The following is a 19288-nucleotide window of genomic DNA, read 5'->3' on the forward strand; positions in this document are numbered from 1 at the left end:
TCGATTGAGGATCAGTTCGCTGATAAAGGCTTCGAAGCGATGGTTTCGTAGGACGGAGTCGCGGTGTGAGACGCCGCGTCCGGGCCGGATTCGAAACCCCCTCCCACTGATCGGTGTAGTCTCTCACCGATGGGTGGCGAACCGTTGTCGGCGCCCGCTGATAAAGCGTTACACCGATCCGTACCACGCATCCCAACGACTTTGCCCGCGCGGCGGCTACGGGAAACCAATGGCGACGTGTGACGTCTGTGGCAAAGACGAGAACATGCCGTATAACTGCCGACACTGCGGCGGAACCTACTGCGGCGACCATCGGCTACCGGAGAATCACGGCTGTCCCGGCCTAGAGAACTGGAACGACCCGAGCGGCGTCTTCGACAGTGGGTTCGACGATTCGATCGGAGGCGGTGACCGAGGCGGATTCCGACGTACCGGTTCGCGCAGCGTCCTCGATCGTCTCGGGCTCGACGCCGGTCCCGGCGGTCCGCTCAGTTATTTCAGGAACAACCTCACCTACCTCTTCCTCGCGATCATGGTCGTCGTCTTCGGCATACAGTACGTCTTCGCGCCGCTTTTCGGCGTCCGGCTCCCGTCCGCGGGTGTCAACCCCGGAACGACGACCTGGGGGCAGATCTTTACCCTCACGACAGTGCATCCCGAGTACGTCTGGACGTGGATCGTCTCGGTGTTCGCCCACGGCAGTCCGGCGCACCTGTTGTTCAACGCGATCGCGCTGTATTTTTTCGGCCCGCTCGTCGAACGGCAGGTCGGTTCCCGGAAGTTCGCCGCGCTGTTCGTCGTCAGCGGCGTCCTCGCGGGGCTCGGGCAGGTCGGCGTCGCCCTCGTGACCGGCGAGCAGGTCGCCGTCCTCGGCGCTTCGGGCGCGATCATGGCGATCATGGGTGTCTTGGCGATCACGTCACCGCGGCTGAAGGTTCTGTTGTTCTTTTTCATCCCGATGTCGATCCGCACGCTGACGCTCCTCTTTGCGGCCTTCTCGATCTTCGCGTTCGTCTCCGACGGCGGCATCTTGGATGGCGTCGCCCACTTTGCTCACCTCACCGGCCTCGTTATCGGCCTGTGGTACGGCACTCGGATCAAGGATCGGATCGGGCGCGGACCGCGGCAATTGAACATCGGCCCCGGCGGTCCGGGCGGTCCGGGCGGCCCCGGACGGTTCCGATAGATGAACGTCGTCGCCAACCGGTTCCGGCCGACCGCCCCCGACGGACGAGCGGAGATGGAGGCGCTTCAGCGCGAGATCGCAGCCACCGCCGTATTCGATGACGTCATCGATTTCACCCCCGAATCGATCCGGGCGGGCGAGACGCTCGTCGCCGGGATCGATCAGGCCTTCGTCGGCGATCGGGCGGTGTCGGCCGTCGTCCTCGTTTGCGGCGGCGAAACCGTCGACCGCGCCCACGCCGTCACCCCGCTTTCGATGCCGTACGTGCCGGGACTGCTCGCCTTCCGGGAGGGCGAACCGATAGTCGCGGCGCTGGAAGCGCTCGACGCCGAGCCGGACCTGCTCGTCTTCGACGGCAGCGGTCGGATCCACTACCGCGAGGCGGGACTGGCGACTCACGTCGGCGTCTGCTTCGACGTGCCCGCGATCGGCGTGACCAAGAACCTCCTGTGTGGGCGACCCCGCGGACCAACCGACAGTCTCGCGGAGGGCGACTGGGTCGCGATCGAGGCCGACGACTCCATGGCGACCCCCGACGGGACCGTCGTCGGCTACGCCTATCAGAGCCGCCAGTACCCGAACTCGAACCGGATCAACCCGGTCTACGTCTCGCCCGGCCACCGGCTGTCGGCGGCGACGGCGCTCGAATGCGTCGTCGCCTGCGGCGGCGAGTACAAACTGCCGCGACCGACGCGGCTGGCCGATCGGTACGCCGACGAGCTGAAACGCGAGTACGCGGAATGACGCGGACGCGACTTCCGGTAGTAGCCGCTCGAACGGGACGTTCTATTGCTGAATTAAACTGCTCCGTGCTCTGTCGATACACGCGTTCCCAGACCAGCTCCGCGCTTTGCCGATACGCGTGCGTATGTCGGCTGCCTCCTCGTCCGAAAGCTTCCCCCTCCTCTCAGCAGCACAAGCAGCGTCGGTGTCGTAACCAACCGAGTCGCCCGATCGATGACGCGTGTACGAGCGCGAGCCGGTGACGTCCGTTCGTTCGACGAGGCCCCGAGGTGCGCGGAACTGCACTCGGCGCTTCCCTTCCGACCCGGAGCTCCCGCGTGTATATCGGGAGCCAACGGAGACATCTCACTCGCCGACGCTTCCGGAGGTCGCATGGATGACGCGAACAAGGATGCTTTCTTGTAGCTTCAAAAAGAACGTCCCATGGTGGCGGTGACGACAGTTACCCCCTCTGAGCCCCTTGTGATGAGGGATTTCCTCCGAGCCACCGTTCCGAACGACGAGCGGTCGGTCCGTACGACGACCGGGACCGACCGGTGGGTTTGAACCGGCAGCCGCGCGTACCGCCCATATGACCGATTGGGACGAGCGATTCGAGAGCGGACAGTATCCGCGGGATCCGGAGCCGTCCGGGCTGTTACGGCGCTACGTCGATGCCCTCCCGGCGGGCCGCGCGCTCGACGTAGCGACCGGAACCGGACGAAACGCCGTTTTCTTGGCCGAACGGGGCTACCACGTCGACGCGCTCGACGCGTCGCGCGTCGGCCTCGAAACCACGCACGGTCGGGCGGCCGAGCGGGGCGTCGACGACCGAATCGAACTCGTCCAGACGGACGTGCCGACCTACGAGTTCCCGGCCGATACGTACGATCTCGTGACGATCAGCTTCTACCGCGCCGTCGATCGGTTCGCCGATATGAAAGAATCGCTGACCGAGGGCGGCGTCCTCTTCGTCGAACACCACCTTCGGACGACTGATTCGACCTCGAGCGGCCCGAGCGGCGACCGATATCGATTCGCCGCGAACGAACTGCTTCGCTCGATGTTGGACCTCACTGTGCTCGCCTACGAGGAGCGAACCGAGGCCAGACCGGACGGGCGAAACGCGGCGATCGCTCGCGTCGTCGCCCGGAACACGTCGGGGCAGCGACAGTCGTACCCACCGCTCGAAGCGGCATATGCCGGGACGTAGTTGAGGATCAGTCGTCCGATGCGGCGGGGTCGGCCGTGCCGTCGGTGACCGCTTCCCCGGCGTCGGTCAGTTCGTAGAGGTTCTGTCGCGCGTCGGCGAAGTACACGTCTTCGGAGACGATCTCGATCTCTTCGAGCCGCTCGAGGGCGTACCGGACGGTTCGAGCGGAGAGCATCGACTCCTCGACGATGCGCTTTTGTGTCATCGCACCGTTGTATTCGAGGACTTTATAAACGAGCTTCGCGCTGGGCGGGAGGTCTGTGAGTGCTTCCCCGTCAGAATCGGCCATCTCTACCCTACAGAAGGGCAGCCAGCCGTATAAATATTGGAGTCGCACGGCTAGGGACTCGCCGATCTGATCGGGCCGACGGCCGGAATCGCCGGCGTCGCGGGAACGAACCGCTTTTGAAGACGGATAGCCCAACGGTAGGTATGGCAACCGATACGGTCGAACGTCGGGTCGCGCACGTCCGTGGCATTACGGTCACGGCGATCGCGTGTCTTGCCGGCGTCGCCGCCGCCGCCGTCTCCACGGCCGTCGCCGCGGGAGCCGAGGACACGCTCGCCGTCTACATCCTCGCGAGCGCGGTCGTCGTTCAGTTCCCGCTCTTTCGGGTCCTCGAGATGGCCGGTCTCGAACTGAACGCCGACGACTTCGGGGCGAAAGACTACCTCTACGTCGCGTTCATGACGTTCGCCTTCTGGTTCGTGTGTTGGGCGGTCCTCCTCGAAACTGGGGCGAGCTTCTGATGGCCGACGACAGCATCGCCGTGGTCGATCTGGACCGCTGTCAGCCCGACCGGTGCAACTACGAGTGTGCGAACTTCTGCCCGCCGAACCGAACCGGCGAGGAGTGCATCGTTACCCGAGAGGAACGCCACGGGGACGACGAGTACTACGCGGGTGGACCGGATCAGGTTTCGATCTCCGAGGAACTGTGTCTGGGCGAAACCTGCGGGATCTGCGTCGAGAAGTGCCCCTTCGACGCGATCGAGATCATCAACCTCCCGCAGGAACTCGACGAGGAACCGACCCACCGATACGGCGAGAACAGTTTCGCGCTATACGGCCTGCCCGCCCCGCAGGAAGGGCGGGTGACCGGCATTTTGGGACCGAACGGTATCGGAAAGACGACCGCCGTCCACATCCTCGCCGACGAGATCACACCGAACCTCGGTCGGTTCGAGGACGAACCGAATTGGGAGGAAGTGCTGGAGGAGTATCGCGGCACCGCGCTGCAGGAGTACCTCGAAGACCTCCAAGACGGCGACGTGACTGTCGCCCGAAAACCGCAGTACGTCGACAGGATCCCCGATAGTTTCGACGGCAAGACGAGCGAGTTGCTCGCGGGCGTCGACGAACGCGGCGTCGCCGACGAGTTGGTCGAACGACTCGAGATCGACGCGGTGATCGACCAGCCGATCGACACGCTCTCGGGCGGCGAACTCCAGCGCGTCGCGCTGGCCGCGACGCTCGTTCGGGACGCCGACTTCTACTTCCTCGACGAGATCACGCCGTACCTCGACATCGGTCAACGGGTGACGGCGGCGCGGTTGATCCAGGATCTCTCCGAGGACGACCGCTCGATGCTCGTCGTCGAGCACGATCTGGCGGTGCTCGACTTGCTCGCCGACGCGCTCCACGTCGCCTACGGTGAGCCGGGGGTCTTCGGCGTCATCACGCCGCCGAAATCGACGAAGGGCGGGATCAACGAGTACCTGCACGGCTATCTCGAAAACGAGAACATGCGGATCCGACCGGGGGCGATCGAGTTCGAAGAGCACGCCCCCCGCACCGAAGGCTACGGCGACACGCTCGTGGCGTACCCCACGATGACCAAATCCTACGGCGAGGGCGAGTTCAGCCTCGACGTCGATGCCGGGGAGATCCGCCAAAACGAGGTTCTCGGCATCGTCGGTCCGAACGGGATCGGAAAATCGACGTTCGCGAAGTTGCTCGCCGGACGGCTCGAACCCGACGGGGAGAGCTTCGCTGCCGACCTCGACATCTCGTACAAACCGCAGTACGTCGAGATCGACCAGCCGCTGCGCGTCGACGCCTTCCTCTCGTCGATCGCCGACGACTTCGGCTCCTCCTACTGGACCACCGAGATCGCCAACCCGCTCCAACTCGAGCGGATCATGGAGCAGAACCTCACGGACCTCTCCGGCGGCGAACGCCAGCGGGTCGCCATCGCCGCGTGTCTATCGAAGGAGGCCGACCTCTATTTGCTCGATGAGCCCTCCGCGCACCTCGACGTCGAACAGCGGGTGCTCGCGACGCGGGCCATCCGCCGTTACACGGAAAACCACGACAAGACGGCGATGGTCATCGACCACGACATCTACATGATCGATCTGCTCTCGGATCGACTACAGGTCTTCGAGGGGCGGCCTGCCGAGCACGGCCACGCCGGCCGGCCGATGGGGATGCGCGAGGGGATGAACACGTTCCTCGCGAACCTCGACGTGACCTTCCGCCGCGACGAGCGGACGGGTCGCCCCCGGATCAACAAGCCCGGGTCCCAGAAGGATCGCCAACAGAAGAACGCGGGCGAATACTACTACGCGCCGACCGATTCGAACTGATCGGGGCCGCCTTTCTCGGAGCGCGTTGCGGGCTCGAAGACGCACCAGTGGTGGAGATCGGCGTCGTACAGCAGCGTTCCGTCGGGGAGCCGCCGGAGCCGCCGGACGACGTAGAGGTCACCGACCGCCCCGGCCGCGTTGCTCGCCAAGATGAGGTACACCGTGAGGGCGACGATCGGCACGGGGACGAACAAAAGCGGCGTCCCGACGAGCGCGATGAGCAAAAGCGGGGCGATCGCGATGGGCACCAGTTCCTCGACGGCCTGGAACTGCCCGAACGCCGCCGTGTAAAACGCGCCCATCGCCAGGTGCACGCCGTACGTCACGTCCTTGCCGTACTGGCGCATCACCGCGCCGTGAATCAGTTCGTGAACGACGACCACGACGGCGAGCGCGACGACGAACGAAACGAGCACGGCGACGAGATCCAGCGCGACCGTGATCGCTTCGGCGGTCTCGGTCACGCCGACACCGCGGAAAAACACCTCGGGGCTCTGAACCCCCCACAGAATCCACCCGAAGCCGGCGAACGCGAGGATCCCTATCGGAACCGACAGCACCAACAGGAGGACCGTCGAGTGCTCGAAGGGATCGTGATCGTCGTATCCCTCTGGAGTCGGTGGCGGCCCCGCCGTCTTCGGGTCGGGGGACATCGAAACCACGCGCTACGACGTCTCGGCCGGTTCGAACGTGATCGCGACGAGTCCGTCGATCGTTCCCGCGAACCCGTTCGTGTCCACGTCTTCGTGCTGTGGGATCGGGCCGTCAGTGCTCGCGATTCGATATTCTACATCCGGCGGGATCTCCTGCGTTGGCTCCACGAAGAGGAGCGATTCACAGCCCCCGCGCTCGCCGCTCCACGTCGGGAGCCGAACCGGAACGGCATCCGCCTCCGCACGGATGACGTGTCCCATGAACAGTTGGCAGTCCTCTCCATTCTCCGTGTTCCCGTCGGTCGAGGACGGAAGCACCATCCCGCCGAGTGATCCGTAGTCGAGGTTCTCGATGTCCGAGCGATCGGTGATATAGAACGTCCCGTCCCAGCAACCGTACGAGTCGTACGGGCCGATCCCCTCGATCTTCTTGTAGGATCTCTCCCCGATGTATCCGATCCCGGTCGGCGGCGTCTCGCCATCGGGCTCATCCTCGTCGAGACCGCCGGTACAGTCCCCCCCGCCGTCCTCGATCCGCTCGACCGACCAGGGAGCGAACGCCACGCCGTCGCTGACGCGCTGACCCCGGGGGTTCTCGGTGGGGTTGTCCTCGTGGACGGGGCCGGATTCGTGGCCCCACCAGTTGCACGTCGCGTCGACGGGAGGATTCGATTCTCGATTTGCGTGGAGAACTCCGTATTCGTCATTCCCCTCGATATTGTTATTTTGGAGTATCGTATCGCGATCAGCCGAATTCCCCACATGATAGCCGACAGTGTTCCCCTTTAGCGTACACGCTCGAACCTCAAGCAAACTACTGTCGTGGTAGATACCGGCGTCAGCGTTATTCTGAATCACACAATCCGTTATGACGGTTGGCTCATCCGTATAAGGGATATCTCCGTACGTGATATAAACGCCTGCCCCATCGCTACCGCTGATCTGTGTTTCTTCCATTCGTGCCCCCGGCATCGGTGTGAAATCGAACGGCGCACCGTTATCAGCGATATGACAGCCCTTGACCTTCAAAATCGCACTACTTCCTGTAACTATCGGATTAGTCCCGTTTTCGACGATTTCGCAGTCTTGTATGGTCGCCGAAGAGTAGTCGTCGATAAGGATACCCCGTCCGCCGTTCCTCCGAATCGTCGAGTCTTCACAGTGAATCTCCCCCTCAAAAGACACGAATATGCCCCTCTCGGAAGTATTTTGAACCGTTACGGAAGAAACACTCGTGTTTTCAGTGCCATCGGCCTGAAGCCCCGTCTCGAAGTGTTCTATCGTGAGGTTTCGAACTGTGTATCGGTCTCCTTCTGAGATGAAAAGTCCAGTCCCGCTTCCATCGCCCTCAATCCGATAGCCGTTACCGTCGAGCGTCACATCCGCAGAATTAGTGATTACCAAACCGCTCCCCCCCTCCACGATCAGATCAGCCTCGAGAACGTACTCGCCCGGTTCATCGATCGTCGTCGGCTCGGTGATCGTGGTCGGACCGTCGTCGGCCCCCGTCCGGGCGACGGACGAGAGTCCGAGAAACCCAATGGAGCCTCCGATGGCACCCTTTCGAAGCACGGTTCGACGCGATGTCCGCCCCGAGAGCTTGTCACAAAACGGCATGCTACCGGAGACGATCGGTCCTCGTATCGTTATGAGCGTGGTAGACGCGATAATTTGGAATTACTGAGACTGTCTCGTTTACTTATGTTTCCACAGCAGCCGAGCCATCGTCCATATCAAGCGGCTATCCGCCGTGATTCGTGAAACGAGTTCGAATCACCTTCCTCGCGAGCGTTCGATGGCTGTTTATAAATAAAATCCTCCACCGACAGCGCTTTTTTGCAGTACGGTTCGTCGTGATGTTTCGATCGAAGGTTCCTCTTTGTACATACTTATAGAATATTATATACATACTTGATTATACGCCGTATTCTCAAACTAAGACGGGATTATCATCGAGCGTATGTTCTCCTGAGCAATTACGTCGGCCCGATTGCCACGTCAAATCGAGAATCGAACTCACACCGGACTCTACTCACCGCCGTAGTCGGCCATCGCCCCTTTTAAATCGGTCCGCACCCCAGACTCGCCAATGGCGAATCCGAACGCGAAGGGCGACCGCCGCGAGCGCGAACTCGTCACGAAACTCGACGAGGCGGGGTTCGCGGTCATGCGCGCGCCTGCCTCCGGTAGCGCGACCGAGCGCGAACTCCCGGACGTGCTCGCGGGCGACGGCGAGACGTTCTACGCGATCGAGGCGAAGTCCTCGGCGGGCAACCCGATCTACCTCACCGGCGAGGAGATCGAAGCGCTCGTGTACTTCTCGCGGAACTTCGGCGCGAAACCCCGCGTCGGCGTCCGCTTCGACCGCGAGGACTGGTACTTCTTTCACCCCGGGGACCTCTACCGGACCGACGGCGGCAACTACCGCGTAAAAAAGGAGACCGCGCTCGCCGACGGCACCGATTTCGCGGAGTTCACCGGGGGCTCGAAGAAGGTGACGCTCGACGAGATCGCCGTCGAGAACGCCGACGACGGGGATGAGGATGTCCGCGAGATCGTCGGCGCGGTCGAACGCGGCGACCTCTCGGTCGACGACGCGGTCGAGATGTTATGAGCGAATAACTATCACCGAGCGTCGTCGAAACGATGCATAAACACCGTTGGGTGACGCGAAAGACGAGTATAGATATCCGCGACGGTGTGCGCGGCCCGCTTCTGTTCGGGCCGCAGCCGCCGTCTCGGCGGGAGACACGGCACTTATACGTGACGGCGCACAAACGGAGGTATGCACTTCGAAGACCTTCCGACGACGCCCCGGTCGGAGGAGCTGGTCGACAAGGCGTTCTCTCGGGCGGCGCGCGCGGGGCGGGCGAAACAGGGCAAGGAGGCCCAAGAGTCGATGCTCCAGACGGCCGCGAACATCCTCTCGGACAACCTCGGCAACGTCGTCACGTCGTGGCCCGATTTCGAGCAGGTCGACCCCTTCTACTACGAACTCGCCGACGCGACGCTGGCCGACACGGACGTCGGCGGCGTCGATCGGCTCCGACAGCACCTCTCGGAGGTGATGTGGGCCTCCCGACAGACCGGCTCGATCAAGGAGGAGTACCACGGCCGGATCAGGAACTCGGACACCGACACCGCGCGGAAGCTCCGCAAGCAGGCGTTCGCGCGGCTCGCGGACATCACCGAGCAGGTCGAAGAGGAGCTCCTCGCGATCAGCGAGGCGCGGGACGCCCTCAAGACGCTGCCGGACATCCGGGCCGATGAACCCGCGATCGTCGTCGCCGGTTACCCGAACGTCGGCAAGTCGTCGTTCGTCAACGGCGTGACGAACGCCAGGAACGAGACGGCCGCCTACCCGTACACGACCACTCGGATCAACGTCGGCCACCTCGAGCGCGACCACATCCGCTATCAGCTAGTCGATACGCCGGGGCTTCTCGATCGGCCCGCTGACGAGCGAAATCCGATCGAGTCGCAGGCCGTCTCGGCGCTGACGCACCTCGCCGACGCCGTCCTCGTCATGCTCGACGCCAGTGGGGAGTGCGGTTACCCAATCGAGGACCAACTCGACCTGCTCGCCGACATCGAAGCGACGTTCGACGCGCCGATCCTCGTCGTCTGTAATAAATCCGATCGGTCGACGGACGTCGAGGCCGACCTGTATATGAGCGTCGAGACGAGCGAGGGCGTCGATGACGTCCTCGACGCCGCGATCGACGCCGTCGGCTACGAACCCGAGTTGCCGTTCGAGGGATAGACGAGCCGTCAGTCCACGGATCGGCACGCTCTCCAGGGGGAATCGGGGAGCGAGAAACCCTCAGTTCGCCGTCGCGTTGTACGTCACTTCGACCGCGTACTCGACGGAGACGTCGCCGAGATCGACGCTCGTCGTCGGCTCGTTGGTCGCGCCGTCACCGGCCGCCATCTCGTAGCGGACCGGGGTGAAGTTCCGCTGGGTCGCGTCGACGTTGGCGACGCTCGTCACGTGGAGTTCGCCGTTTCTCGCGATGGCGTCGGCCTGCATCCGTGCGTCGTCCATCGCGTTCGCGATCGCCTCCTCGCGGAGCTCGGTTCGAGTGGCTTCCGAGAGGGTGAACTCGACGTTCTGTACTTCGGCGTCGGCGTCCGCAGCGGCGTCGATGACCGCGCCGACGCGGTCGGGGTCGTCGAGTGTTACCTCGAACGCGTGTACGCCGCGGTACTCGGGGACCTCACGCTCCTCTTGGGATCGGGGGGGCTCGCCGCGGATCCGATACTCGGTCGTCTCGTAGTCGTCCTCGCTCACGCCGGCGTCGTCGAGGTTCGATCGGAGCGCGTCGGCCTGATCAGCGAGGTCGTCCCGAACCGCGGCGGGATCGTCACCCTCGGCGACGGCGGCGACCCGGACGACGGCACGATCCGGCGGCGCGTCCGCACCGCCGACCGCGTCGACGGAGATCGTTCGATCCGCGGCGTCATCGGGCGATTGTGCGCCGATCGGCGAAACGACAGCGACGCCGACGAGCGCCATTGCCACGAGCGAGGTGACGATTATCAGTACTGCGAGTCTGTCGCGTTGCATATCCGAAGCAACGATCGGAGATGTACTATAAACGACGGAGACTCAAATGGCCGTTTGACTCATCGGACGGTCACCTCGTGCGCTCGATTTCGACGTACAGCACCTGCACGTCGACGTCGATCCCGTAGTCGGTCGCGAGGCGGCGTTCGATGTCGGCCGCGAGACCGCTGCGTGGGGCCCCCGATGGAACGCCGACCGTGATCACGCTCTCGGTCGGGCGTTGGAAGAGGGTGTACTCGGTTTCCGTCCGGGTCTCGAGTTCGAGAAGCTCGTAGCCCGAATAGGCCGGTGCTTCGAGTTCCGTCGTCACCCCGTCGCGGATGTCCTGTTCGGTCTGGGCGAACTGATAGGTGTTGTATGTGACGCCGCCGAGAAACACCGACAGCAGCGCGATGGCGGCGACGAGGACGGCGACGCGCTTCAGCGTCGCCGTCCTCGCGCGGTCGTGTCGGAAGAACTGCTCGGGGCGATACCCGGCGTACCACAGCACGACGAGCGCGGCGAGGTTGATTGAGAGAACGTTGACTGTGACGAGGACGCCCGACCCGATCGCGAGCGCTGGGTTGCCGTAGGCGATCCCGATCCCGACCGTCGCGGCGGGCGGGATCAACGCGACGGCGATCATGACGCCGACGAGCGCCGTCGAGACGCCGGTCATCAGACTCACCGCGCCGGCGATTCCCGCGCCGATCGCGACCGCGAGCGAGAGAACGCTCGGCGAGAGCCGTTCGGCGACTTCCGAGAGCGTGAGCGGGTCCAACCCCGGGGGAACGAGATTCGTCACTTTGACGAACATCGCAAAGAACGTCGCGGAAACGATCGCGAGCACGATCCCGAAGAGTTGGAGGCCGACGCCCCGACGAAATAGCTCGCCATCGTCGATGACACTCCCGACGGCGGCGGACATCGCTGGCCCGATGAGCGGTGCGATGACCATCGACCCGACGACGGTCGCCGGGGAGTTGAGCAGGAGTCCGGCCGTCGCGATCACCGCCGAAACGATCGTCATGGTGACGTACGTCGGCAGCGCGGCGGCGAGCTCCTCGGCGCGGGATTCCAGCTCCTGACGTGCGATCCGCTCCTCGTTTTCCTCCTTTTGCGCGTACTCCTCGGTGAGTGCCTCGAAGCGCTCTGATTCGACCGTTTCGGCGCTGACGACGACGGTGTACGCCTCCCGTTCGAGCCCGGCGTCGCGGAGCTGTTCGAGAACCGGCTCGACGGCGCTCGTCGGCAGTGGGAAGTACGCGACCGCAGTGTACTCCCGCCCGCTGGTTTCGTCGGTGACGACGTAGTCGATCCCCTCCTTCTCGAGGAGCTTCAGCACGGTTTGTCGTTTGCCGATGGGAATCGTCACTTGAACGAGTCGCACGCCGTAGGCGTCGCTCCCCGAACCGATAAACCCAACCGTTCGTCGGGGTCGTCCCGAATCGGGACGCGGCTCGAGGCGACACAACTGCTACATAGGCGGCGGACGCATCGACGCACATGCCCATCGAGTTCGAGCGATCGGTCGACGAAGCGCGTTTCAAGAGCCCCTTCGAGGAGTTCGAGACGGTTGCCGAGACGATCGAACACCGCACTGATCCGCTAACGGGACGCAGCGTCAGGATCGTTCCGCAGGCGGCTCCCACCCCCGATCCGGATGATAGGCCCGACCTCGACGACGCAATCGGCGACGGGGAGGAGTGCTTTTTCTGCCCGCACAACGTAGAGGACGTGACGCCGGAGTATCCGGCGTTCGTCGGCGTCGATCGGGGAGCTCGCGGCGAGGCTACTTCGTTCCCGAACCTGTTCCCGTACTCGAAACACTCGAACGTCGTCGCCCTCACCGAGGACCACTTCCGACCGATGGACGAACTCGGGGCCGACCGCCTCGCCGACGGCCTCGGGTGCGCGCTCGAGTATGTACAGGCCGTCGCCGACCACGACGATTCCGCGTTCGCCTCGATCAACATGAACTTCCTGCCGCCGTCGGGCAGCAGCATCGTCCACCCGCACATGCAGGCGATCGCCGACGATCACGGGACGGATCGGCAGGCGAGGATCGCGCGGCGAGAGCGCGAATACGAGGCCGAACACGGGGCGCGATACTACGACGACCTCCTCGAACGCGAGCGAGGCGGCGACAGATACGTCGGCGACACCGGCGACGTGGAGTGGATCGCGCCCTTTGCACCGCTGGGGAAGTGGCACGTCACGGGCGTCGCCGATACGACCGGTCTCCTCGATCCCGATGACGGGGCTGTCGACGGCTTCGCGACCGGGATCGCGAACGTGCTCGACTACTACGCGGATCTCGGACTCAACACGTTCAACGTCGGCCTTCGGTTCGCGCGACGGAATCCCGCCTCGCAGGTCGCAGTCGACGTCCTCGCCCGGTCGGTCTTCGAGGATCGATACATCAACGACATGTTCTACTTCCAGACGGTCCACGACCAGCGGTCGATCGACGTGGCACCCGAAACGTACGCCTCCGAGGTCGCGGCGCACTTCGAGTAGTCGGTCTCGGCCGGATTACGCGAACCGCGAGGACCGGTCGTCTTATACACGCCACCGGCCAACGGCGAGTATGTTCGAGACGCGCCCCGACCGCGACGCAGAGGTGGTCCTCATCGGGCGGTCTAACGTGGGGAAGTCGACGCTGATGCGAGAGATCACGGGTCACACGTTCGATACGGGTGGGAAACCGGGCGTCACGAAGAAGCCGAACCACTACGATTGGGCCTCCGAGGACTTCGTCGTCACCGATCTTCCCGGTTTCGGGTTCATGTCGGGCGTCCCCGACGACGTTCGAGAACGGATCAAAACCGACGTGGTGCGCTACATCGAGGCGAACGCCGAGAAGATCCTCGTCGGAGTCTTAGTCGTGGACGGAAAGTCGGTGATCGACATCATCGATCGACACTCCGGCCCCGACGAAATCCCCCACGACGTCGAGATGTTCGGCTTCCTTCAGGAACTCGGGATTCCGACGGTCGTCGCGGTCAACAAGATGGACAAAGTCGACGACAGCGACGAGCGCCTCGACGCGGTGGCCGAACGCCTCGGACTCTACACACCGTGGCAGCAGTTCGATGAGATCATCGCACCGATCTCGGCGAAGCGTGGATCGATCGAACCGCTCAACGAGGCCGTCAGGGAGCACCTCCACGAGGCGAAGCGAGACGACCTGTTCAAGTTCTTCTGAGAGCTCACTCGACGGCCCTAGCGTTCGGGTCGATCCTTCGAGAGGAACTGTCCCCACAGATCGCGCCGGTCCGCGATCGCCCGATAGGCTCGTTCCCGAAATCGCTCGTAATCCTCGAACTGGCCGAGAAACCGGGTCAGATCGCGCGTTCCCGGCGGCACGTCGGCCCGCGCGAATGTCCGTTCGGCCGCCGCGCCGCACGAGTAGACCGTATCGTCGATCAACAGGTGCATACACGACTCGTAGTCGTCGGGAAGTCGCGCGCGCTGGTCGCCGGTGAGGTCCGAAAAGCCGACCAACTCCAGATCGGTTCGCCGTCCGAAGTAGTCGGCCCACCAGGTACAGAAGCCACAGTCGTCGTCGTAGACGAGCACATCGCCACTCATACGCGATGGTTCGTGTGCCAGACAAATATGTGCCCCGGAACCGTTGGGCGCTCTCCGGCGGGGGGAGCAACTCCGAAGCCACGACCGCAATGTTTGTATATTGTGCAATATAAACAATATATTGATGAGTCGAAACGCGAACCGGTGGGAGGGTGGCCTTCGCTGGATCGATCCGGTCCGATTCCGGTTTAGATCTCGGAGCGGGGCCCTCTACAGGAGGATCGACTGAATGATCGGCGAGGCGCTCCGATATCTAAAATCGAAGCTCATCTACGTCGTCGTCGGATCGCTCGCGGCCGGCCTTCTCGTCGGGCAGTTCATCGGTACGACCACACAGTCGTGGCTGCAGGCCGCGATCATTCCGGTGTTATTCGTGATGATATACCCGATGATGATCACCATCGACCTCCGAGAAGTGCTCTCGATCAGAGAGCACTTCGGGCCGGTCGGCGCGAGTTTGCTAATCAATTTCGGGATCGCGCCGCTCGTTGCGATCGGTCTCGCCCGGCTCTTTTTCGCGGGCAATCCCGCCTACGCCATCGGTCTATACCTGATCGCACTCATCCCGACATCGGGGATGACCGCCGCGTGGACCGGGTTGGCCGGCGGCGACTTGGAGGCCGCACTGGTCGCGATCGCGGCCAATCTGATCGCCGCCGTGTTCGTTCTCCCGATGTACCTCTCGGTGCTCATCAGCGGGGATGTCGGGTTCGATCCGAACGCACTTTATCGGCAGTTGGCGATCGTCGTCGCGATCCCGATGGTCGCCGGCACTCTAACGCGACGCATTCTCTTGGGACGATACGGTATGGAGGGGTTCAAACGGCTCAAGCCAACGTTCGGTGGCATCTCCTCGTTCGGCGTGATGTTGATCGTCTTCATCGCGATGGCGATTCGATCCGAGAGTATCGTGTCCGATCCAGTCGCGTCGGCGCTCACTATCGTCCCACTGGTAACGTTCTACGCGATCGTGCTCGCTATCGGGGCCGGCATCGGTCGACTGTTCCTCACCGAACCACAATCAGTCGCGCTCGTGTACGCGACGAGTATGCGCAATCTCTCGATCGCGCTGGCCATCGCGGCCGCCCCCGGGTTTCCGCCCGCTGAATCGGTCCTGCCGATCGCGCTCGCGTATCTCGTTCAGCCGCCGCTCGGTGCGGTGTACATGCAGTACCGGCGCGATTTCGTCGACGAGGAGCGAAGCGTAGTCGCTGCGTTCCACGCGCGAATCCCCCGATTGTGACCGGCCGCCGATCCCGCTCCGCGATGGGGCAATTCGTTCTTCACGACAGCAGCGTCGGCGAGACCGCCCCGTCGAGCGTCTCCTCGACCTGCGTGGCGACGAGGACGAGAGCAGCGACGGCGAGGACGGCACCGACGGCGAACGGAACGACGAACCCATAGGCGAACAGCGCACCCGATGCCAGCGGCCCGACGGCCGTCCCGAGCCCGAACGCCATGGTCAACACCGACAGCGTCGTGCCCGACTCGCCCTCCTTGGCGAGGTCGCCGGCCACCGCGAGCGCCGGGGCGAACACCATCGCCACAGAGACGCCGTGGACCAATCGCGCGCCGAGCATCGTGAACGAGGAGGTGACGAGTCCCTGTGCCAACACCGCGGGCGCGAGGAGGACGAGTCCCCAGACCAAGAACGGCTTTCTGCCGAACCGATCGGCGGCGCGTCCGATCGGCACCTGGAGGGCGACGTTGGCGATGACGACCGCGGAAAACTGGATACCGAACCACGTGGGTCCCTGATCGAGTCGGGCGTTGATCGGTTCCTGGAGGGTCGCGAACAGCGCGATCGAGGTCGCCATGAACAGCGTCCCGACGCCGAGAACGAAGATCGGATCGAGCAGTCGACCGTCATCGCCGGCCACCGCGATCGAGAGGTCGTCGCTCGCGTCGGCCGCGGACATCGGCGGCTCCGAGATGAGTACGGTCACGAGGAGGAAGCTCACGAGCGCGCCGAGAACCGCGACGCCGAAGGCGGCGTTGAACCCCGAGAGCGTCGCGTCGAACGGCAGCGCGTAGGGGCCGCCCTGGACGACGAGCCCCGCGACGACCGGGCCGAACCCGAATCCGATGAGCCGGAAGGTGTTGAACACGCCGAAGTTTCCCCCCCGTTCGGCGTCGCTTCGGGCGAGATCGTTGACGAGCGCGATCGTCGTCGGGATGACGAACGCGCCGCCCAGCCCCTGCACCGCTCGCACGACGAGCAGCGCTTCGTAGCTCTCGACGAGCGCGTAGGCGACGCTCGTGATCGCGAGCACGACGAGACCGAAGAGGATGTACACCTTTCGGCGACCCGTTCGGTCCGAGAGCCGGCCGGTAAATGGCTGGGCGAAACTGTTCAGAAAGCCGAACAGCGACAGCGCGACGCCGATGAGGAGCTCGATCGTGACCGCGATGCCGAGCACCGACGTTCCCTCGAATCCGGGAAGTGCGAGTTCGCCGCTGGCGATGTACAGCGGCAGGACGATGATGAGAAACGAGTTCGCGACCGCGTCGGCCATCCGAGCGAACGCCAACACGATGACTCTGCGATCGGTCCCGAACATCCACCGGAACGAGGCGGGGGCGACGCATCACGTTTCCGAAGTGGGCACGACGGTCGGCGAGCCGCGTCCGAACGGGACCGACTGTCGGATGATTTTTGCTCTCGCACGCGGTCGGTGCGCTCGTGCGCGTCGTTCACGAATCCGCCGCCGGCGATCGGACCCTCGCAACCGACGTCGAGGTCGCCGAGAGCATCGTCGCACAGGGGCTCGGCCTGATGTTCAGACGATCGATCCCCGCGGAGTACGCGCTCGTATTTCCGTTTTCAGGCGTCTCGACGCGCGGGTTACACATGGTGTTCGTCCCCTTCGATATCGACGCGGTCTGGCTCGTCGACGGCGAGGTCCGGGCGAGAAAGGGGCTGTCTGCGTGGACCGGGCGCGGCCGCGCCGAGGCCGACACCGTGATCGAACTACCCGCGGGTGCGGCGGCGGACGTCTCCGTCGGCGACACGGTTCGGATCGAGGGTCGGTGATCGCTCCCGGCGGTGAGCGCGCAATCAGCAGGTTAATGAACGTCCGTGTCGATTGACGACGTACAACCATGCCGAACTCCGACACGGCAGAGGATAGAGTAAGTCGCCCGACGGCGGCTGGTCGAGAAATTCGACCGCGTGCCTAACAACGAGGTTTCTACTGTGACGACGCTATTTGGGGATCACCCAGCGACTGCTCCCCTCGAAGACTGTGATGTACAGTTTCTGGACACCACGCTGCGCGACGGCGAACAGGCCCCCGGCATCTCGTTGACACCCGGCGAGAAGGCCGAGATCGCGCTGGCGCTCGACGAGGCGAACGTCTCGGTCATCGAGGCCGGCAGTGCCTGCACCGGCCCCGGCGAGCGCGAGACGATTTCGCGCGTCACCGATCTGGGTCTCGACGCGCGGGTGACGAGTTTCACCCGCGGCGTCAGAAACGACATCGATCTGGCCTTGGACTGCGACGTCGATGGGGTCAACCTCGTCGTCCCCGCCAGCGATCGCCACGTCGAGCGCAAAGTGAACACCACACGCCAAGAGATCGTCGAGACGACTGTCGAGTTGGTGGAGTACGCCAAGGGGCACGGCCTGTGGGTCGAGGTCCTCGGCGAGGACGGCTCCCGCGCCGACCTCGACTTTCTGGAGGAACTCATGGGCGCGGCCTTCGACGCCGGCGCGGACCGCGTCTGTGCGCCCGACACCGTCGGCCACGCCACGCCCGACCGGATGCTCGATATCTACTCGCGGCTCTCGAAGCTCGGACCGACCTCGATGCACACCCACGACGACCTCGGGCTCGCGGTCACGAACGCCCTCGTCGGCGTCGCCGCGGGCGCGGATCTCGTCCACGGTACGATCAACGGGATCGGCGAACGCGCCGGTAACGTCGCCATCGAGGAGGTCGCGATCGCGCTCGATCACGGCTACGGCGTCGAAACTGTCGACACCGAGATGCTCTACGAACTCGGCCAGCTCGTCGCCTCGAAGACCGGCGTCCCGCTCGCGCCGAACAAGGCCGTCGTCGGCGAGAACGCCTTCACCCACGAGTCGGGGATCCACACCGACGGGACGCTCAAAGACGACGCGATGTACGAGCCGTACCCGCCCGAGAAGGTCGGCCGAACCCGGCGGCTCGTCCTCGGCAAACACGCCGGCAGAGCCGGCGTCGAGGCCGCCCTCGCCGAACACGGACTCGACGCCACGGCCGACGAGCTCGCCGAGATCGTCAACCGAGTCAAACGGCTCGGGGACCGGGGCAAACGCGTCACCGACGCCGATCTGCTTACGATCGCCGAGGAGGTACAGGGTCGCGAACACGAGCGTCGCGTCGAGTTGGTCGATCTGACCGCCGCCTCGGGAAGCGGGACGCCGACCGCCTCGGTTCGACTGGAAGTCGACGGCGAGGAGCGCGTCGCCTCCGGCACCGGCAGCGGTCCGGTCGACGCCGCCATCGCCGCGGTCAAGTCGGCGCTCGGTTCGGCCTCGAACGCCCAACTGGAGTCGTATCACGTCGACGCGATCACCGGCGGCACGGACGCCGTTGTCACCGTCGAAGTCGAGATGTCCCGCGGCGACCGGACGGTTACCGTCGCGGCGTCCGATTCGGACATCACGACCGCTTCCGTGCAGGCGATGGTCGACGCCCTCGACCGACTCCTCGCGGACGTCGACACGCCCGTGCTGTCCGACGACTGAGCCGGTTTTTTGACGACTCGGCGTCCACCTGCCGCGCCGGACGCGTCACGCTG

The 19288-nt window shown here is 64.2% G+C and carries 19 protein-coding genes; 12 read left to right on the top strand and 7 right to left on the bottom strand.

Annotated features, from left to right (window positions below; translation table 11 throughout):
- The first annotated feature begins 229 nt into the window (after nucleotides 1–229).
- The 3 genes from R6U53_RS12045 (at nucleotide 230) to R6U53_RS12055 (ending at nucleotide 3122) form a co-directional block, all read left to right on the top strand.
- Nucleotides 230–1186, top strand: coding sequence for a rhomboid family intramembrane serine protease (locus R6U53_RS12045; protein ID WP_410322606.1), 957 nt, complete (start codon nucleotides 230–232; stop codon nucleotides 1184–1186).
- Entirely contained in the window at nucleotides 1187–1930 is a 744-nt protein-coding gene (locus R6U53_RS12050) for an endonuclease V (RefSeq protein WP_410322607.1), read from the top strand.
- 571 nt (nucleotides 1931–2501) lie between these two features.
- Nucleotides 2502–3122 (top strand): class I SAM-dependent methyltransferase, encoded by a 621-nt coding sequence (locus tag R6U53_RS12055; protein ID WP_410322608.1) that lies wholly within the window; start codon nucleotides 2502–2504, stop codon nucleotides 3120–3122.
- 7 nt (nucleotides 3123–3129) lie between these two features.
- Here the strand turns inward: R6U53_RS12055 and R6U53_RS12060 are convergent, their stop codons facing one another.
- On the bottom strand, nucleotides 3130–3411 hold the full coding sequence (locus R6U53_RS12060; RefSeq protein ID WP_410322609.1) for a helix-turn-helix transcriptional regulator: 282 nt from the start codon (nucleotides 3409–3411) through the stop codon (nucleotides 3130–3132).
- A 143-nt stretch (nucleotides 3412–3554) separates the two neighbouring features.
- Between R6U53_RS12060 and R6U53_RS12065 the strand changes: the two genes are divergently transcribed.
- Together R6U53_RS12065 and R6U53_RS12070 are read left to right on the top strand one after the other, a co-directional pair.
- On the top strand, nucleotides 3555–3872 hold the full coding sequence (locus R6U53_RS12065; protein ID WP_410322610.1) for a hypothetical protein: 318 nt from the start codon (nucleotides 3555–3557) through the stop codon (nucleotides 3870–3872).
- Nucleotides 3872–5710, top strand: a complete 1839-nt coding sequence (locus tag R6U53_RS12070; protein ID WP_410322611.1) for a ribosome biogenesis/translation initiation ATPase RLI — start codon at nucleotides 3872–3874, stop codon at nucleotides 5708–5710. The genes R6U53_RS12065 and R6U53_RS12070 overlap by 1 nt, the downstream gene beginning before the upstream one ends.
- On the opposite strand, the gene R6U53_RS12075 is transcribed toward R6U53_RS12070, so the two are convergent.
- Entirely contained in the window at nucleotides 5686–6363 is a 678-nt protein-coding gene (locus R6U53_RS12075; protein WP_410322612.1) for a DUF3267 domain-containing protein, read from the bottom strand. The genes R6U53_RS12070 and R6U53_RS12075 overlap by 25 nt on opposite strands.
- Nucleotides 6364–6375: 12 nt before the next feature.
- Nucleotides 6376–7980, bottom strand: a complete 1605-nt coding sequence (locus R6U53_RS12080) for a right-handed parallel beta-helix repeat-containing protein (RefSeq protein ID WP_410322613.1) — start codon at nucleotides 7978–7980, stop codon at nucleotides 6376–6378.
- A gap of 472 nt (nucleotides 7981–8452) precedes the next feature.
- Here R6U53_RS12080 and hjc point away from each other — a divergent pair, with 472 nt between their 5' ends.
- Nucleotides 8453–8977 (top strand): Holliday junction resolvase Hjc, encoded by a 525-nt coding sequence (gene hjc, locus R6U53_RS12085; RefSeq protein WP_410322614.1) that lies wholly within the window; start codon nucleotides 8453–8455, stop codon nucleotides 8975–8977.
- 171 nt (nucleotides 8978–9148) lie between these two features.
- Nucleotides 9149–10126: an NOG1 family protein gene (locus tag R6U53_RS12090; RefSeq protein ID WP_410322615.1), complete on the top strand. Its 978-nt coding sequence runs from the start codon at nucleotides 9149–9151 to the stop codon at nucleotides 10124–10126.
- A gap of 60 nt (nucleotides 10127–10186) precedes the next feature.
- On the opposite strand, the gene R6U53_RS12095 is transcribed toward R6U53_RS12090, so the two are convergent.
- Nucleotides 10187–10930: an SIMPL domain-containing protein gene (locus tag R6U53_RS12095; RefSeq protein WP_410322616.1), complete on the bottom strand. Its 744-nt coding sequence runs from the start codon at nucleotides 10928–10930 to the stop codon at nucleotides 10187–10189.
- A 70-nt stretch (nucleotides 10931–11000) separates the two neighbouring features.
- Complete coding sequence (locus R6U53_RS12100; protein ID WP_410322617.1) at nucleotides 11001–12299, bottom strand: TIGR00341 family protein; 1299 nt, start codon at nucleotides 12297–12299, stop codon at nucleotides 11001–11003.
- Between the two features lie 116 nt (nucleotides 12300–12415).
- Between R6U53_RS12100 and R6U53_RS12105 the strand changes: the two genes are divergently transcribed.
- Complete coding sequence (locus R6U53_RS12105) at nucleotides 12416–13429, top strand: hypothetical protein (protein ID WP_410322618.1); 1014 nt, start codon at nucleotides 12416–12418, stop codon at nucleotides 13427–13429.
- A gap of 70 nt (nucleotides 13430–13499) precedes the next feature.
- Nucleotides 13500–14117, top strand: coding sequence for a GTP-binding protein EngB (engB, locus tag R6U53_RS12110; protein ID WP_410322619.1), 618 nt, complete (start codon nucleotides 13500–13502; stop codon nucleotides 14115–14117).
- 17 nt (nucleotides 14118–14134) lie between these two features.
- On the opposite strand, the gene R6U53_RS12115 is transcribed toward engB, so the two are convergent.
- Nucleotides 14135–14503 carry a DCC1-like thiol-disulfide oxidoreductase family protein gene (locus tag R6U53_RS12115; RefSeq protein ID WP_410322620.1) on the bottom strand — a complete coding sequence of 123 codons (369 nt, stop codon included), beginning with the start codon at nucleotides 14501–14503 and terminating at the stop codon, nucleotides 14135–14137.
- Nucleotides 14504–14732: 229 nt separating this feature from the next.
- Here R6U53_RS12115 and R6U53_RS12120 point away from each other — a divergent pair, with 229 nt between their 5' ends.
- Nucleotides 14733–15746: an arsenic resistance protein gene (locus R6U53_RS12120; RefSeq protein WP_410322621.1), complete on the top strand. Its 1014-nt coding sequence runs from the start codon at nucleotides 14733–14735 to the stop codon at nucleotides 15744–15746.
- A 40-nt stretch (nucleotides 15747–15786) separates the two neighbouring features.
- Here the strand turns inward: R6U53_RS12120 and R6U53_RS12125 are convergent, their stop codons facing one another.
- Nucleotides 15787–17064, bottom strand: coding sequence for an MFS transporter (locus R6U53_RS12125; RefSeq protein ID WP_410322622.1), 1278 nt, complete (start codon nucleotides 17062–17064; stop codon nucleotides 15787–15789).
- A 122-nt stretch (nucleotides 17065–17186) separates the two neighbouring features.
- On the opposite strand from R6U53_RS12125, the gene R6U53_RS12130 reads away from it, so the two are divergent.
- Together R6U53_RS12130 and R6U53_RS12135 are read left to right on the top strand one after the other, a co-directional pair.
- Entirely contained in the window at nucleotides 17187–17537 is a 351-nt protein-coding gene (locus R6U53_RS12130) for a DUF192 domain-containing protein (protein ID WP_410322623.1), read from the top strand.
- A gap of 162 nt (nucleotides 17538–17699) precedes the next feature.
- Nucleotides 17700–19235 (top strand): (R)-citramalate synthase, encoded by a 1536-nt coding sequence (locus R6U53_RS12135; RefSeq protein WP_410322624.1) that lies wholly within the window; start codon nucleotides 17700–17702, stop codon nucleotides 19233–19235.
- Nucleotides 19236–19288: the final 53 nt, after the last annotated feature.

The sequence above is a fragment of the Natronomonas sp. genome, assembly GCF_046483325.1.
In the GTDB taxonomy this organism is placed as follows: Archaea; Halobacteriota; Halobacteria; order Halobacteriales; family Haloarculaceae; genus Natronomonas.

What these genes read in the sequence shown, in the direction of transcription:
- R6U53_RS12045 (WP_410322606.1), top strand. Translation starts at nt 230, where the DNA reads ATGGCGACGTGTGACGTCTGTGGCAAAGACGAGAACATGCCGTATAAC.
- R6U53_RS12050 (WP_410322607.1), top strand. Translation starts at nt 1,187, where the DNA reads ATGAACGTCGTCGCCAACCGGTTCCGGCCGACCGCCCCCGACGGACGA.
- R6U53_RS12055 (WP_410322608.1), top strand. Translation starts at nt 2,502, where the DNA reads ATGACCGATTGGGACGAGCGATTCGAGAGCGGACAGTATCCGCGGGAT.
- R6U53_RS12060 (WP_410322609.1), bottom strand. Translation starts at nt 3,411, where the DNA reads ATGGCCGATTCTGACGGGGAAGCACTCACAGACCTCCCGCCCAGCGCG.
- R6U53_RS12065 (WP_410322610.1), top strand. Translation starts at nt 3,555, where the DNA reads ATGGCAACCGATACGGTCGAACGTCGGGTCGCGCACGTCCGTGGCATT.
- R6U53_RS12070 (WP_410322611.1), top strand. Translation starts at nt 3,872, where the DNA reads ATGGCCGACGACAGCATCGCCGTGGTCGATCTGGACCGCTGTCAGCCC.
- R6U53_RS12075 (WP_410322612.1), bottom strand. Translation starts at nt 6,363, where the DNA reads ATGTCCCCCGACCCGAAGACGGCGGGGCCGCCACCGACTCCAGAGGGA.
- R6U53_RS12080 (WP_410322613.1), bottom strand. Translation starts at nt 7,980, where the DNA reads ATGCCGTTTTGTGACAAGCTCTCGGGGCGGACATCGCGTCGAACCGTG.
- hjc (WP_410322614.1), top strand. Translation starts at nt 8,453, where the DNA reads ATGGCGAATCCGAACGCGAAGGGCGACCGCCGCGAGCGCGAACTCGTC.
- R6U53_RS12090 (WP_410322615.1), top strand. Translation starts at nt 9,149, where the DNA reads ATGCACTTCGAAGACCTTCCGACGACGCCCCGGTCGGAGGAGCTGGTC.
- R6U53_RS12095 (WP_410322616.1), bottom strand. Translation starts at nt 10,930, where the DNA reads ATGCAACGCGACAGACTCGCAGTACTGATAATCGTCACCTCGCTCGTG.
- R6U53_RS12105 (WP_410322618.1), top strand. Translation starts at nt 12,416, where the DNA reads ATGCCCATCGAGTTCGAGCGATCGGTCGACGAAGCGCGTTTCAAGAGC.
- engB (WP_410322619.1), top strand. Translation starts at nt 13,500, where the DNA reads ATGTTCGAGACGCGCCCCGACCGCGACGCAGAGGTGGTCCTCATCGGG.
- R6U53_RS12115 (WP_410322620.1), bottom strand. Translation starts at nt 14,503, where the DNA reads ATGAGTGGCGATGTGCTCGTCTACGACGACGACTGTGGCTTCTGTACC.
- R6U53_RS12120 (WP_410322621.1), top strand. Translation starts at nt 14,733, where the DNA reads ATGATCGGCGAGGCGCTCCGATATCTAAAATCGAAGCTCATCTACGTC.
- R6U53_RS12125 (WP_410322622.1), bottom strand. Translation starts at nt 17,064, where the DNA reads ATGTTCGGGACCGATCGCAGAGTCATCGTGTTGGCGTTCGCTCGGATG.